Source organism: Duganella sp. CF517, from assembly GCF_900110275.1.
In the GTDB taxonomy this organism is placed as follows: domain Bacteria; phylum Pseudomonadota; class Gammaproteobacteria; order Burkholderiales; family Burkholderiaceae_D; genus Rugamonas.
This window is the reverse complement of sequence record NZ_FODC01000002.1, coordinates 348129-363326: the sequence shown is the minus strand read 5'-3', so window position 1 is coordinate 363326 and position 15198 is coordinate 348129. Positions and strand designations below refer to the sequence as shown.

Genomic DNA, 15198 nt, shown 5'->3' with positions numbered 1-15198 from the left:
TCAGCCTTGGTGGATGTCTTCACCGCGCAGGAACGCGGCGATGGTGGGGTTGACCGCGTCACCATGGGTGATCGGCGCCATATGGCCGCCGCGCGTTTCACGCGCGCGGACGTCGGGCAGCGCCGACGCCAGCTGCGCGGCCAGAGATCGCGTGGAGGCGGGACTGTGCTGGCCGGACAGCACCAGCGCCGGCATCGTCAACGCGGCCAGATCGGCCAGCGCGACCGGCTCGCCCAGCAGCGCCTGGAAGTCCAGCTTGACCTTGGCGATCTGCGCGATCATCTTGTCCTGGGCCGATGCCGGCGCGGCGTCGAAGGAACCCGGACGGTTCCAGTAGTCGATGAAGATGCGGGTGGCGTCGCGGTCGGACGCGCAGGCCATGATGCCGCCGACGACGGTGACGATTTCCACCCGCGCCGCGTCCCGCTCCGGCAGCAGGTGGAAGGCGACCGGCTCGAACAATGTCAACGTGCGCACGCGGCGCGGCATGCGGCGCGCCAGGTGCAGCGCGCAGACGCCGCCGAACGAGTGGCCAACCAGATGGAACGCTTCGTCCGGCGCCAGCTGCGCGGCGATGGCGTCGGCGATGGCCTCGGCTTCGTGCGCCAGCGTGTGGGTGTATGCTTCGTCCTGGGCGGCGCCAGGCGGATAGGGCGCGGCGCCGTAGCCGAGCAAATCGAGCGGGATGCAGCGGAATTCGGGCGTGAGCTGTTCGACGAGTGGCGCCCATTGGGCCTTGGAACTCATGGAGCTGTGCAGCAGGACGATGGCCGGTTTCATAGGGGGCGGGAGAGCAAAAACGAAGCGCCGATTATACCGGTTCGCCTCCTGCGCCTTGAGAAAAGGCGGCCCGCCCGGATTTACTGTTTGCCACGGGCAAATGTATTTGTACGCTGGCGTACAGCAGAGAGTCAGGACAAGGGTAAAGTAGAGGGATGGACAATTCAAAAAAAGTCGCCGGTTTGGCCGGCATCGTCAGCGTGTTGTGGATGGGATTGACTGCGGCGGTCGCGGCCAACCAGAAACGGCTGCTGTTTAATCCTCTCGGCAGCCGCCGCGAGGTGCTCAAGCCGTACAGCACCGGCCACCGCACGCGCCCGATCGTGGTGCGCGCCAAGGACGGCACCCGGTTATCCGGCTGGCTGATGACGCCGCTGGTGGCGGGTCAAACGCCCGGCGTGGTCTATTTCGGCGGCCGCTCGGAGGAGGTGTCGTGGGTGGCGCGCGACGCCGGCAAGCTGTTTCCCGGCATGGCGGTGCTGGCGGTGAATTATCGCGGCTACGGCGATTCGCATGGCGATCCGGCCGAGGCCCATTTCGTCGAGGACGGGCGCATGCTGTTCGACTGGCTCAGCGAGCGTCATCATGTCGATCCGACGCGCATCGCCGTGGTCGGCCGCAGCCTCGGTTCCGGCGTGGCGATCCAGGTGGCGATGGAGCGCGAGGCCAACGCGGTGGTGCTGATCACGCCCTACGATTCGATCCTGGCGATCGCCAAGCGCAAATTCAGGACGCTGCCGGTGGAGTATGTGCTGCGGCATAAATTCGAGTCGGTTAAATATGCGCACCAGCTGAAGGCGCCGACCTATGTGCTGCGGGCCGCTTTCGACGATGTGGTGCCGCATTCGCATACCGATTTGCTGGTGCAAAAACTCGGCACCTTGCACGCGGACGAAACCGTGCCCGATTCGGACCACATGAACATCCCCTATCTGGAGTCGACGCAGCTGCGCATCGCCAGCTTCCTGGCCGACCGGTTCAGCCAGCCGGTGCCGCGCCCGGCCGACCGGCCACTGCTGCCGCCGGTGATGGCCGGCTAATCCCGCATCGACTTGTTGTTAGCGTCAACTGTTGTTTAAGAGTAACAATGTGAAGTTTATGCTTTATTTTGGCGCTATCATGGCTCCGTTGCTGCGCGCCCGCAGCGTTCCCTCACAGGACGGACCAGATGTTCCAATTGCTAAACAACATTAGTGTTAAACGTCGTCTCGTCCTCGGCTTCGCCAGCATCCTGTTGCTGGCGCTCGTCGCCATCGTGGTCAGCATCACCCGCCTGAACAGCGTGGCGGCCGCCACCCGCCACATGATCGACGAGCCGATGGCCACCGAGCGCTATCTGCAGGACTGGTATCGCTACATGTTCGCGGCGGTGCCGCGCACCACCGCCATCATCGTCAGCACCGACGCCAGCCTGGGCGACTACTTCGCGGCGAACATCAAGGCCTCGTCGGATGCTTCCAGCGCGCTGCAAAAGCAGGTCGAGGCGCGCATGGACGGCGATGTCGAGAAGGCGCTGTTTGTGGAGCTGGGCGTGCGGCGCAAGGCCTTCCTCGCCTCGCGCGACGCCGCGCTGGCGCTCAAGAAGGCCGGCAAGGTCGACGAGGCGCAGCAGCAAATGCGGGACGTCTATACGCCTGCCAGCGTGACGTATCTGGCCACGGCCGACGCGCTATTGAAGGAACAGCGGCGCCAGATCGAAGAGGCGACCGCGGAGATCGAACAAATCAATGTCGCCAGCCGCAACCTGATGATCGCGTTGGCGGTCGTGATCCTGCTGCTGGGCGGTACGCTGGCGTATGCGCTGGGCCGCTCGATCGCGGAACCGCTGGCGCGCGCGGTGGCGCTGGCGCGCCGCGTGGCCGAGGGCGACCTGACCTCGCGCGTGGACAACCAGGCGCGCGACGAGACCGGCCAGCTGCTCGACGCGCTGGGCAAGATGAACGGCAGCCTGTCGCAGCTGGTTGGCGACGTGCGCCTGTCGACCGACACCATCACCGTGGCGGCGCAGGAGATCGCGGCCGGCAACGCCGATTTGTCGGCACGTACCGAGGCGCAGGCCGGCGCGCTGGAGGAAACCGCCAGCTCGATGGAGGAGTTGACCAGCACCGTGCGGCAGAACGCCGACAGCGCGCGCCACGCCAATGAGCTGGTGGTGGCGGCCAGCGGCATCGCCGTGCGCGGCGGCGACGTGGTCGGGCAGGTGGTCGAAACCATGGGGTCGATCAAGACCAGCTCCAGCAAGATCGTCGACATCATAGGCGTCATCGACGGCATCGCATTCCAGACCAACATCCTGGCGCTCAACGCGGCCGTCGAGGCGGCGCGCGCCGGCGAACAGGGACGCGGTTTCGCGGTGGTCGCGTCCGAGGTGCGCAACCTGGCGCAGCGCTCTGCGTCGGCGGCCAAGGAGATCAAGGGTTTGATCGACGATTCCGTCGGCAAGGTCGACGAGGGTGGGCGGCTGGTCGACCGTGCCGGCCAGACCATGAGCGAGGTGGTGGCCAGCGTGCGGAAGGTGGCCGAGATCATGGGCGAGATCACGCAGGCGAGCGAACAGCAAAGCTCCGGCATCGAGCAGGTCAACCGCGCGATCGGTCAGATGGACGAGATGACGCAGCAGAACGCGGCGCTGGTCGAGCAGGCCGCGGCCGCCGCCGCCAGCATGCGCGAACAGGCGCAGGCCTTGCTGTCGCAGGTGGGGCGCTTCACGGTGGAGGGGGGCGGTGGCGCCGGCGCCGGCAAGCTGTCGACGCGGTTGCGACTTTCCTGACCTTACGCCGGATGGCGCTGGGCGGCGGCCGTGCCGCGCGAAACCAGCTGCTTGTGCACCCGGCGTAGTCCCATCCACACCGCCAAAATCACCACCGGCACCGCTACGCCTTGCAGGATGTCCGGGTTGACCGGCAATCCGCCGGCCTTCATCGCCTTGCCGGCGTAGCCGATCAGCCCCAGCGTGTAGTACGAGATCGCCACCGCCGACAGACCCTCGACCGCCTGTTGCAGCCGCAGTTGCTGGGCCGCGCGCGCGTCCAGCGATTGCAGGATCTTGCGGTTCTGGCGTTCCTGCTCGATGCCGACGCGGGTGCGCAGCAGGTCGTTGCTGCGGGCGATACGCTTGGCCAGCGCTTCCTGCCGCTGCGAGACCGAGGTGCAGGTGTGGATGGCCGGCGCCAGCCTGCGGCCCATGAATTCGGCCAGGGTCGGAATGCCGGTCATGCGCACCTCGCGCAGTTCGTGGATGCGCGCCTGCACCAGGCTGAAATACGCCTGCGACGCGGCGAAGCGGTAGCTGTTGTTGACCGAGAGTTTTTCCAGCCGCGCGGCCAGGCTGGTGATCCGGTGCAGCAGGTTCTGTTCCTCGCGCGCGTCCGGGCCGCGCGCGTCCAGCGACTGCGGCATATCGGCCTGCACCAGCGTCGCGGTGAGGTCGGCCAGCTCGTTCTCGATACCGTTCAACAGCGGCTGCGACGCTTCGGCGTGGGGCAGGCCGAGCAGGGCCATCATGCGGTAGTTCTCGATTTCGAGCAGGCGCCCGACCAGGCGGCCGGCCTGGAATTCGCGCAGTCCCAGGTCGCGCACGATGAAGCGGCTGAAGCCATCGGGCTGGATCAGGAAATCGGTCCACACCTCGGCGCCGCTGCCCACGCTGCTGCCGACCATCGATTTACCTTGAAACAGTTCGGCGATCGCTTGCTCGTCGGCGCCGGCGCTGTCGCCGTTGCGCAGCACGACGTGCGAGGCGACGATGATTTTTCCGTGCAGGCCGGCCAGCCATTGCTGCGGCACGTGCTGCAGCGGCATGCGGTCGAACGCCGTGCGGAAGTCCAGTCCCGGCTCGCCGCGTTCGACGAAGGTGTAGGTGGCGAACTCGGTGTGGCATTCCCACTTCAGGCGAAAACGCCCGAAGTCGTGGAAGAAGTAGCGCGCCTGCGGATGCGGCCCGGCCACGCCGTAGTGGGTGCACAGCTGATGCAAAATCTGGTGCTGCGTCTCGCGGTGGTATTTTTGCGAAGGCTGTTCCTGCTGCACGTAGAGCGCGAAGTGGGTCAGGCTTTCCGGCGCCTGCAATTGCAGGAAGGGGCGTGAATGGATCTCCGCCGACAGCGGCACGCGCATCGGGTGGTTCAATTTGGCGAAATCGGCGGTGGCGCGATAAGCGAGGGACATGACCTTCTCCGGTGGATCGGTGTTGTGCGTAGAGGTGATGTTACCGGGGAAAACGCCGTCGGGTGATCACTTTTTTGATGATTGCGATGCTAAGTCGGCCGCGCGCCGGTGCCCAACGCGTTGGCGGTCGGCTCGCCGCGCATGTAGGCGGCCAGGTTGGCGAAGGTGACGGCGGCGATTTCGCGCATCGCCTCGATGGTGAAAAAGCCCTGGTGGCCGGTGACCAGCACGTTCGGGAACGTCATCAACCGCTGGAAGACGTCGTCGTCGATGATGTCGCTTGAATGGTCGTGAAAAAACAGGTCGCTTTCCTGCTCGTAGACGTCGATCGCCAGCGCGCCCAGTTGCTTGGACTTGAGCGCGGCGATGACGGCCATCGTGTCGATCAACGCGCCGCGCGAGGTGTTGACCAGCATCGCGCCGGGCTTCATCAGCGCCAGGCTGTCGGCGTTGATCAGGTGGCGGGTGGCTTCCATCAGCGGGCAATGCAGGGAGACGATATCCGACTGCGCCAGCAGCTGTTCCAGCGTGACGCGCGCCGCGATGGCGCCCAGTTGCAGCTGCAGTTGCGGCGCCGGATCGCTGACCAGCACCGTGCAGCCGATGCCCTTGAATATCTGCGCGGCGGCGGTGCCGATCTGGCCGGCGCCGATGATGCCGACGGTCTTGCCGTGCAAGGTCATGCCGAGCAGGCCGTCGAGCGCGAAATTGCCTTCGCGGACGCGCGCGTAGGCGCGGTGCGTGCGGCGGTTGAGCGTCATCACCAGCGCCAGCGCGTGTTCGGCCACCGCCTCCGGCGCGTAGGTGGGCACGCGCGCCATGAACATGCCGAGCCGCTCTCCGGCCTGCACGTCGACGTTGTTGAAGCCCGCGCAGCGCAGCAGCACGGCGCGCACGCCCAGCGCGTGCAAGGCATCCAGCACCTCCGCATCGAGGATGTCGTTGACGAAGACGCAGACCACGGCGCAGCCGTGCGCCAGCGGCACCGTGTCGATGGTCAGGCGGTTGTCGAAGTAGACGGCGTCGATCGGCGACGCCGGCGTGGCTGCCAGCGCGTCGAGCCGCGCCTCGTCGAGGAAGCGGCGGTCGTAGGGTTGGGCGCTGTAGACGGCGATTTTCATGGAGTTGTCGGTGCCAGGTCGGGTACCCACAGCAGCAGGTCGGTGACGCCGATGTCGACGTCGGCCTGGGTCAGCAAGGTGCTCGCCTGGCCCCGGTGGTGGGTTTGGTGGTTGAAAAAGTGCATTAACACGCTGCCGAAATGCTTGCGGTAGACGTCGCCCCGGGTGCTGCGGTATTCGAACGCATGCGCCAGGCCGGCGGCGGTCAGCTGCGGCGCCCAGGCGCTGATGATGGCGTCCAGCTGTTCGCGGTGGCGGCGCAGCGTCGGCAGGTCGTCGCTGAAAATATGCGACAGTCCGCCGGGTTGCGGCATTTCGGCCACCGCCGCCAGTGCGGGAAAATCGGCCGGGTGCGTGGCGAAGCGTTTGAGCCAGATGGTGTCGCCGGCCAGCAGATGGTTCATGGTGCCGGCCAGTGAGCCGAAGAAGGCCTTGCGGTCCGCCGTCAGTTCGCCCGGCGGCAGGTTGGCCGCCGCCGCGTACAGGTTGCGGTTCATGTCGGCGTTGTAGGCCGCCAGCAGGACGAAATGTTCGGGTGTGCTCATTGGCTCGCGTATTGCCTTGGTTAGTTCGCCGCCAGCGCGTCGGGATCGGATTGCAGGAATATGGCGTCGTTCACCCTGGCCAGTATCCGCGCGCGATCATAGTCGTCCATCGATAGGCCGCCGTCCTCCGGGTCGAGTGTCGGCAGCAGGTCGCGCGTCAGCGCTTTGCCGGACGGCGTGGTGTGGTCGTCTTTGAGCTTGCCGAACATGTATTCCAGTACCCGTGTCGAGCGGCTGGCCTGCATTTCCAGCGAGGCCTTCACCAGCTTGCCCTTGTCGTACTCGATGCTGGTGGTGCTGCTGGCCGATTCGTCGACCATTATATATTTGTAGTTCTGCGACTGCGGCTCCAGGTCCAGCGCCAGCTTCGCGGTCGGGGAGGCCGGCGCGTGGTAGCGCGCCTTCAAATGCGACTGTTGTTGCTGCGACAGCGCCAGGTCCATCTGCGAGCGGCCGGAGATCGTGGTCTTCTGCGACAGCTCGTAGGCGAACCTGTCCTTCTCGGTGGACTTGGCGGGATTGGACGCGACCTCGGTTTGCGTGACGGAGGCGGTGAAGTCGGCCAGGCCGGTGGTCGTGGCGCGATCGCGCTCGGTCAGCAGCATGTCGCGCGGCGCCAGCGGCGGCGTGCCGTAGTCGCTGTTCATGTCGACCAGCGCGTCCTTGAACATGGTGAGCATGGCGGCGTTGCCCTGGCCACGCATGCCGGCCTGGTCGACCTGTTGCAGATAGCGGTTGAGCGCCTTGGCCTGCTGTTCCTTGTTGCCCCAGCTGGCGGGCTGGCTGAGGTCCACGCCGATTTTGGCCGCGCCATCCGGGCCGCTGAAACTGAGCGTGCGTTTGCCGCCGTCGGCATGGAACTCGAGACGCTGCGTTTCCTTGGGATTGAGCTTGATCTCGCCCTTCAGATCGACCGATGACAGCACCGCGCCATCGAATTGCGTCAGGCCGGCAAGGTCGACGCGGGGCGGGTCTTCGGCCAGGCCGTCGACCGCTTTTTGGAAAGCGTCCGACAATTTGCCCAGCGCCTTGCGTTCCACTTCGGTGAGTTTGCCGCTGCTCTTGGCTTCGAAGGCGATGCTGTTGTCGCCGGCGTCCAGCGACAGCTCGACCGTGACGCCGCTGCGGGTGGTGATGGTCAGGCCGATGCGGTTGTCGCCCATGCCATGCTGCGACACCGGCGACGGCGAGACCAGCATGTCGTAGGTATCGGCTTGCATGCCGGTAGGGGCTTGCTGGATCGATTGCGAGAAATTTTCGCCGTCGTAGGCGACTTGTTTCAGCAGTTCGCCGCCGAGGCCCTTGAGGCGTCCGGCAACCGGCTGTTCGGCGAAGTTGCGCGCCATGATCGTGCTGGCGGTGCTGCGGGTGCGGTTTTCCCAGACCACGGCCTTGGGCTGCCCGGCATCCTGTCCGCCGCTGAGCGACACCGTCGTCGACGCGCCGCCGCCGCTGCTGCCGGAGACCGGGCCGCTGGCGCCCGGGGAAATGGCGCGGGAGGCCGATGCGGTAACGCCGGCCGCCGCGTTGGCGGCCGTGTCCCGGCTGTATGGGGTGATGGTGGTCATGAACCCATTATAGAACGGTTCCCCGGCGCCGGGCACCGGGAGACAGGCACGCCGCTTAGTGCAATCGCACCGGCGGCAGGATTTTCGCGCGCAGCCAGTCCACCAGCGTTTGGGCCGCCATGCGCAAGCTGCCATGCAGCTGCAGCAGGTGCTTTTGGTACATCAGCGCATACAGCACGCTGGCGGCCGCGCCGCCGACCCGGATGCTCTTGCCGGTAAGGGCGCCCGTCAGCACGCCGACCGCCGCCTGTGGTCCGAGCGAAACGAGGGAGCCGTAGTCGTGATAGCGGAACTCCGGGCGCGGCCCGTCGTCGCGGCGCGCCAGCAGATCGGCCAGGAACATGGCTTGCTGGTGCGCGACCTGCGCGCGCGGCGGCGCCGCGCCCTTGATCGGGCAGACGTAGCTGGCGCAGTCGCCGAAAGCGTAGATGCGGCTGTCGCAGGCCGCGCGCAGGCTCGAATCGACGACGATCTGGCGGATGTGGTTAAGCGTCAGGCCGAGCGTGGCGCACAGCTCGGGCGCTTCGACGCCGGCCGCCCACAAGGTCAGGTCGGCGCGATGGGCGGCGCCGGTGGTGTCGATCACCGCGTTGTCGGTGACATGGGCGACGGCCGTGGCGGTGCGCACGTCGATGCCGAGCGAACGCAGATGGTTGGCGGCGCGCTGCGATTGCAGCGGATGCAGGTGCGGCAGCAGGTGGTCGCCGCGTTCGATGACGGTGATGCGGATGTCGCGCTCCGGATCGAGCGTGTGCACGCGGTAGTCGGCCAGCGCGCGGGCGCTGTTGCTCAGCTCCGCCGCCAGTTCGACGCCGGTGGCGCCGCCGCCGACGATGACGACGTTGAGCTGCTCCTTGCGTTCGCCGGCGCGGATGCAGCCGTCGACGAAGCGGCGCCGGAAGGCTTCGGCGTCGGCCACGCTGTCCAGGGTCATCGCGTGGCGCGCCGCGCCCGGGACGCTGTAGAAGTTGGTGACCGCGCCCAGGGCCAGCACCAGTTTGTCGTAGCCGAGGGTGCGGCAAACGCCATCGTCCTGGCGGCCGCCGCGCGGCGTGAGGGTGATGGTTTGGTGTGCCCGGTCCACGCACAGGACTTCGCCTTGCAGGAATTCGAAGTCGTGGTCCAGGGCTTGCGCCGTGAAGGATAGTTCGGTCACTTGCGGGTCGCATTTTCCGGAGGCGACGGTATGCAGCAGCGGCTTCCAGAAGTGGCCCGGCGAGCGGTCCACCAGCAGGATGCGGGCGCGCTTGCCGGCGCCCATGGTGTCTCCAAGACGGGTGGCGAGTTCCAGTCCGCCCGCACCTCCCCCTACGATGATGATCGTTTCCATTTTTTTCTCCAGGTTGGTGAGTCGATTGCGTTCGTGGCGGAGCGTGGCCGATTACGCGCTTTGCGTTAATCCGCCCTGCGCGTCTCCGTGTTTTTTTTACGCGGCCAGGTGTTGATGTTCCTGGCTTTGCTGCTGGTCGGGGGTGTAGGGACTGGAGCGCAGTTCGTTCAGCGCTTCGAAGGTGATGAACTGGCGCGGGCGGACCAGGTCGGCGCCGTAGGGGGCGACCGAGACCGTCCACAGGCCGGCTTCTCCAGCCGCGCGCAGGCTCGGGACGGCCGTGTCGATGGCGATGGCGTCGCCGGGCGTCACGCCCATCGCGTGCAGCGCCTTGGCATAGGGGCCGGTGCCGGACGGACCATCGAAAGCGGCGCCGCCGGTGACGACCGTGAACACGCTGTTGACGTTCGTTCCGAAGCTGCCGGCCAGCAGCGCCGAGGTGGCCGGCGCCGGCAGGTCGGTGAGGATGCCGATCTTGCAGCCGGCGGCGATGGCGTCGTCGATCAGCGTGAGCGCCGCCGGCAGCGCCGCCGGCGGGGTGGCGACGATCGCCTGGTGGAACTGGCGGTGCTTGTCGGCGTACAGTTCGGCCGCGCGGCCCCGGTCTTTGCCGCGGCCGAGCAGTTCGCGGGTGATGACGGTGCCGATGGCGCGCGCATAGCCGTGGCTGGCGGCGGCCGCGCGCAGGGCGGGCAGGGTCCAGCGCAGCGACAGGCCGGCGTTGGCGAAGGCCGCGTTGCAGGCCGCCAGATGCAGCGCTTCGGTGTCGAACAGGACGCCGTCGAGGCCAAGGAAGATCACGTCTATGCTCATATCGTTCCCTCAAAAATTTGATCTATCGCATTGACGTAAATATAACGGTAGAATCTACAAAAGAAAAATTAAAGATATTCGATAGTTGATAAGGGAGAGCTTATGTATCACGCCAGTTTCCGCCAGCTGCAATCGCTGGTCTTGGTGGCGCGCCACGAGAGCGTGTCGCGCGCGGCCGAAGCGATGCACGTCACGCAGCCGGCCGTCTCGCTGCAACTGCGCACGCTGGAGGACATCGCCGGCATCGCGCTCACGCGCAAAGTGGGGCGCAACATCCAGCTGACCGCCGCCGGCGAGGTGATGGCCACTTTCTCGGAACGCATCCTGCGGCTGCTGGAGCAGGCCGGCGACGAACTGGCGGCGCTGCAGGGCGTCACCAGCGGCACGCTGCGCATCGGCGCCGTCACCACCGCCGAGCACCTGCTGCCGCCGATGCTGGTGCCGTTCACGATCAAGCGGCCGGACGTGCGCCTCAAGCTGCAGGTGGGGAACCGCTCGGAAATCGTCAACATGCTGGCGCGCCAGGAGATCGATCTGGCCATCATGGGCACGCCGCCGCGCGAGCTGCGCACCAACGCGGCCAAGTTCGCGCGCCATCCAATGGCCTTTGTCGCCAGCCCCGCGCATCCGCTGATGAAGAAGAAAAAAATCACGCTCAACGACGTCATGGCCGCCAACCTGATGGTGCGCGAGCGCGGCTCCGGTACCCGCACGGCGGTCGAGAAGCTGCTGCGCGAGGCCGGACACCCGGCCGAATTCGGCTCCGAGGTGTCCAGCAACGAGGCGATCAAGCGCATGGTGTCGGCCGGATTGGGACTGGGATTTTTATCGGTGCACGCCTGCGGCCTGGAGTTCGAAGCCGGCTTGCTGGCGATCCTGCCGATGCAGGAAAATCCGGTGGAGGCGGACTGGCACATCATGCACTTGAGCGGCCAGCCGATCCCGAAGGTGGCCGCCTCGTTCCAGGACTTCGTCATCGAGAACGGCCAGGACCTGGTGCGGCGGGAGCTGGAGAGCTTTTACAAGCTGCTCGGCGGCCAGCGCAAGCCGGCGCCGGCGGCGCCCAAGGCACGGGGGGCGAGGGGGGCGGCGGTCGTATCGGCCAAATGACCAATACACGCCGGTGCACAGTGTGTGAAACTGTACCGGTACGCGCCAGAACAGTTGCGTCTACAATCAAGCAATCGATTCCCCTCATTGATCGCCACTGGAAAAACTATGTCGCCCGAACTCTTGCTGCCCTTGTGCACCTTCGCCGCCGTCACCTCGATCACGCCGGGACCGAACAACGCGATGATCATGGCCTCGGGGTTGAACTATGGATTCAAGCGCTCGCTGCCGCATCTGTTCGGCATCACCTTCGGCTTCGCCTTCATGATCTTCGCCACCGGGCTGGGCTTGCACGCGGTGTTCGTCCGGTTTCCGGTGTTGCAGCTGATACTGAAGTACGTCGGCGCGATTTACTTGCTGTGGCTGGCGTGGAAGCTGGCCAACGCCGCGCCGATGAACGCCGAGCAGGCGGGGCGGTCCAAGCCGATGGGGTTCGTGGGCGCGGCGGCGTTTCAGTGGATTAATCCCAAGGCCTGGGTCATGGCCATCAGCGCGATCACCACGTATCTGCCGCAGGGCTTTGGCGTGCTCGACGTGGCGCAGCTGGCGCTGGTGTTCAACGCGGTCGGCACGTTCGGCGTCGGCGCGTGGGCGATGTTCGGGGTGGCGATGCGCCGGCTATTGCAGGACCCGCGTTCGGTGCGCATCTTTAACGTGGTAATGGCGCTGCTGTTGGTGGCCACGCTGTATCCAATTCTCGTGGGCTGATACCATGGCGGCTTGATTCAAATTTTGAGGAATGCCCATGTCCCGCCGTCCCGTTTCCTCCATCGTCCGCGCCGCCTTGCTGGCCGCCGCCGCGTTCGCCGCCAATGCCGGCGCCGCCACCTTGCCATCGAACCTGATGCTGCCCGACCCGGTGCTGGCGGCGCGCGGCGTGGCCGAGCGCTGGGTGTTCGGCATCAAACTGGAATCGCTCGATTTGAAGGGACTCGAGCCTTGCCGGCAAATTCTCGTCGAGCGTGGCTACGCGCCGGTGCTGTCGAAGACGGCCAGTTCCACCATGCCCGAGCTGCATTTCAAGATCGAGGGCAGCAAGGAATACCCGCTGGCGACCGAGGAGGCCGACGATACGCTGGCGGCCGTGGTGCGGGCCAGGTGCACCGGCACGCTGGCTTGGACGGTGACGTCGAAGCCGGTGCCGGCCGCGAGCGGCGCGGCGCGCTAGGCGGTTGCGGCGGTCAGTGCGGCAGCTTGAGGTGGTGCAAGGTGCCGCGGATCTGGTCCAGGTCGACCGGCTTTTGCGACTGCAACGCCTGTAGGTAGCCGCGCGCGTAGCCGATGGTGTCGGCCGCGTCCGGATGCTGCTCGGCCATTTCCTGCAGCAGCCGGTCGGCGATGATGAGGTCGTTGTGCTGGCCCAGCTCCGACTGGATCGCCGCCAATGTCTTCAGGTACTGCCGCGAGCCCTTCTGCCGGTATAGCGAGTGGAAGAATTCCAGCGCGTAGCGGGCGCGCTTGGCGGCGATGCGGGTGCGGTGGATGGCGTCGGCGTCGTCGTCGTCCATGCGGTTGGCGCGCTTGATCAGTTGCTTGTGCAGCCGCTGCATCGTCGAGTGGACGAATTTGGGCAGCGGACTGTCGGGCACGTCGGTGGCGATGTGCTGCATCCACACACCCATCGATAATAAGAGTTGCGTGTAGCGCGGCGACAGCAGCGCCTTGGCCGCCGTTTTGCGGTAGCCGCGCGCGGCGGCCAAGGCCAGCGCCTGCAATTCCAGCAGCCCGTTCTTGCCGCCCGGATTGGACTGGATGCGCGGCAAGGTCGACATCAACAGCACGTCGGCGTCGCGGGCGGCGCCCAGCTCCGTGCCCAGCCAGGCGATGTCGGCCGCCAGCGCGTGCGGGCAGGGGGCGGCGGTGTCGAACAGTTTCAAGGCCGAACGCAGGCGGCGCAGGCCGACGCGCATCTGGTGCAATGTTTCCGGATCGTCGCCATGGATGACGGCCTCCTCGTTGCGCTGGATGTGCTGCAGGCAGTTGTCGAGGATGGTCTTGAGCGCCTCGCCGACGGTGGCGTCGGGGTCCAGGCCCAGCGCTTGGGCGCGGTAGGGCGCGGTGCCGGTTTGGCGGCATAGCAGATAGCCCCGTTCGGCCTTGCTGATATTGCTAAGACGCAGGGGAATCTGCTTGTGCAGTTCCAGCGCGAAGGCGTACAGCGCCGCCGGTTCGCCTTCCTTCAGTTCCAGTTCGATCTCGTTGATGTCGATTGTGCGGCCATGGCGTTCGATGTGGCCGTGGTCGAGCACCAATTCGATCGAATTGCCTTCGATTTCCAGGTCCCAGGTGTGGCGTTCGACCTCCACCACGAACAGCGGTTCCAGCCGCTCCTTCAGGTCCGGCAGGTCCAGCATGTCGCGCCATTGCGGCTCGTCGCCGATCAGCTTGCGCAGGCGGCCGAGGCGCGGCCAGGCCCGGTCCACCGGACATTCCCACTCGTTGCGGCTATGCAAGCCGCTTTGCACGCTGCCGCCGGCCTTCATCGTCTGTATCCACTCCTCGCCGACTTTGCGCACGCGCAAGCCGGCGCCGTGGTGCAGGAAATGCAGATCCGGCGTATCGAAGTAGCGCGCCGTCATTTGTTGCGAGCGCGCGGGTCGGCCGGCGTGCGCGGCGATCAGCGGGTGGGCCATCAGCGCCTCGTTGTCGGCGGCGGCGAGTAAGAGTTTGAGTTCGACTTCCATGGCGCCAGTGTAGATGAAAAATCCGGACGGGCGGCGCACGGCTCTGCCGGGCTTGACCGGGGTCGAGACTAGCGCGAAATAGGCAGATTCCGCAGAACTTGCGCCCAGGCCGGCGTGGCGGCCCGCCAGAAGCCTTCGATCGTGTCGGCCTGGACATCCATGCCGAGGAAGCGCGCGGCCGGCAGCAGCGCCTGTTGCAGCAGCTGGTCCGGCGGCGCGCCGTTGTCGAAGGCCATGGCGCCGGTCTGCTTGGAGAGTTTCTCGCCCAGCGCGTTGACCACCACCGGCACATGCAGGTAGCGCGGCCGCGGCAGGCCGAGCGCCTGTTGCAGATAGAGCTGGCGCGGGGTCGAGTCGAGCAGGTCGGCGCCGCGCACGATGTCGGTCACGCCCTGGTCGCCGTCGTCGACCACCACCGCCAGTTGATAGGCCCAGAAGCCGTCGGCGCGCTTGATGACGAAGTCGCCGGCCTCGTCGGTCAGGTCCTGGCCGATGTGGCCGGCCCAGCGGTCGTCGAAGCCGATCACGCAGTGCGGCGATTGCGGCACTTTCAGGCGCAGCGCGCGGGCGCTCTTGCCGGGCGCCAGGCCGTGGCGGCAGGTGCCGGGGTAGATCAGCGCCTGCGCCTGCCTGCCGGTCAGGCCCAGTTGCGAATCGGCGATTTCCCTGCGGGAGCAGCCGCAGGGGTAAACCAGGTCGCCAAGCCGTCGCAGCGCCTGTTCGTACAGGTCGGTACGGCGGCTTTGCCAGGTGACCTCGCCATCCCAGTCCATGCCGCAGCGTTGCAGCGAGGCCAGGATGTGCTGGTCGGCGCCGGCGACGTTGCGGTCGCCGTCGACGTCTTCGATGCGCACCAGCCACCGGCCTTGGTGGACTTTGGCGTCCAGGTAACTGGCCATCGCGGCCACCAGCGAACCGATGTGCAGCGGGCCGGTCGGGGAGGGCGCGAAGCGGCCTATGTAGGGTGCAACGGCGTCTTCGGCAGTATTGTCGCGATCGGTCATGCCGCCATTTTAACGCGGCGGACCATGCTGCGCTGCGCAATGGACGGCCGTCGGCCGCGGCGGCAAATGTCTTACA

14 protein-coding genes are annotated in these 15198 nt (G+C 66.5%); 5 read left to right on the top strand and 9 right to left on the bottom strand.

Going from position 1 to position 15198, the window contains the following annotated elements:
• Window positions 1-780 (bottom strand): alpha/beta fold hydrolase, encoded by a 780-nt coding sequence (locus BMX85_RS08745; protein WP_090315919.1) that lies wholly within the window; start codon window positions 778-780, stop codon window positions 1-3.
• Between the two features lie 155 nt (window positions 781-935).
• Between BMX85_RS08745 and BMX85_RS08740 the strand changes: the two genes are divergently transcribed.
• Window positions 936-1820 carry an alpha/beta hydrolase gene (locus tag BMX85_RS08740; RefSeq protein WP_090315916.1) on the top strand — a complete coding sequence of 295 codons (885 nt, stop codon included), beginning with the start codon at window positions 936-938 and terminating at the stop codon, window positions 1818-1820.
• Between the two features lie 128 nt (window positions 1821-1948).
• On the top strand, window positions 1949-3550 hold the full coding sequence (locus BMX85_RS08735; protein WP_090315912.1) for a methyl-accepting chemotaxis protein: 1602 nt from the start codon (window positions 1949-1951) through the stop codon (window positions 3548-3550).
• A gap of 2 nt (window positions 3551-3552) precedes the next feature.
• Here the strand turns inward: BMX85_RS08735 and BMX85_RS08730 are convergent, their stop codons facing one another.
• The 6 genes from BMX85_RS08730 to BMX85_RS08705 form a co-directional block, all read right to left on the bottom strand.
• Window positions 3553-4947, bottom strand: coding sequence for a DUF3422 family protein (locus BMX85_RS08730; protein WP_090315908.1), 1395 nt, complete (start codon window positions 4945-4947; stop codon window positions 3553-3555).
• Window positions 4948-5036: 89 nt separating this feature from the next.
• On the bottom strand, window positions 5037-6068 hold the full coding sequence (locus tag BMX85_RS08725; protein ID WP_090315905.1) for a 2-hydroxyacid dehydrogenase: 1032 nt from the start codon (window positions 6066-6068) through the stop codon (window positions 5037-5039).
• Window positions 6065-6613: a DinB family protein gene (locus BMX85_RS08720; protein ID WP_090315902.1), complete on the bottom strand. Its 549-nt coding sequence runs from the start codon at window positions 6611-6613 to the stop codon at window positions 6065-6067. Before BMX85_RS08720 ends, BMX85_RS08725 begins: the two co-directional genes overlap by 4 nt.
• 20 nt (window positions 6614-6633) lie before the next feature.
• A complete protein-coding gene (locus tag BMX85_RS08715) occupies window positions 6634-8181 on the bottom strand; it encodes a hypothetical protein (RefSeq protein WP_090315899.1) in 1548 nt (515 codons plus the stop codon).
• Between the two features lie 55 nt (window positions 8182-8236).
• Window positions 8237-9511 carry an NAD(P)/FAD-dependent oxidoreductase gene (locus BMX85_RS08710; RefSeq protein ID WP_090315896.1) on the bottom strand — a complete coding sequence of 425 codons (1275 nt, stop codon included), beginning with the start codon at window positions 9509-9511 and terminating at the stop codon, window positions 8237-8239.
• 96 nt (window positions 9512-9607) lie between these two features.
• The gene (locus tag BMX85_RS08705) at window positions 9608-10324 is read right to left on the bottom strand and encodes an HAD family hydrolase (RefSeq protein WP_090315893.1); all 717 of its coding nucleotides are present in this window, start codon (window positions 10322-10324) and stop codon (window positions 9608-9610) included.
• Between the two features lie 102 nt (window positions 10325-10426).
• Between BMX85_RS08705 and BMX85_RS08700 the strand changes: the two genes are divergently transcribed.
• From BMX85_RS08700 to BMX85_RS08690, 3 genes are all read left to right on the top strand, one after another.
• Window positions 10427-11434, top strand: a complete 1008-nt coding sequence (locus BMX85_RS08700) for a LysR family transcriptional regulator (RefSeq protein ID WP_229210354.1) — start codon at window positions 10427-10429, stop codon at window positions 11432-11434.
• 108 nt (window positions 11435-11542) lie between these two features.
• A complete protein-coding gene (locus BMX85_RS08695) occupies window positions 11543-12142 on the top strand; it encodes a LysE family translocator (RefSeq protein WP_090315890.1) in 600 nt (199 codons plus the stop codon).
• 37 nt (window positions 12143-12179) lie between these two features.
• Window positions 12180-12602 carry a hypothetical protein gene (locus tag BMX85_RS08690; RefSeq protein ID WP_229210353.1) on the top strand — a complete coding sequence of 141 codons (423 nt, stop codon included), beginning with the start codon at window positions 12180-12182 and terminating at the stop codon, window positions 12600-12602.
• 13 nt (window positions 12603-12615) lie between these two features.
• Here BMX85_RS08690 and BMX85_RS08685 read toward each other — a convergent pair whose 3' ends face one another.
• Window positions 12616-14118: a CYTH and CHAD domain-containing protein gene (locus tag BMX85_RS08685; RefSeq protein WP_090315888.1), complete on the bottom strand. Its 1503-nt coding sequence runs from the start codon at window positions 14116-14118 to the stop codon at window positions 12616-12618.
• A 68-nt stretch (window positions 14119-14186) separates the two neighbouring features.
• Window positions 14187-15122, bottom strand: a complete 936-nt coding sequence (gluQRS, locus tag BMX85_RS08680; protein ID WP_090315885.1) for a tRNA glutamyl-Q(34) synthetase GluQRS — start codon at window positions 15120-15122, stop codon at window positions 14187-14189.
• Window positions 15123-15198 lie beyond the last annotated feature (76 nt).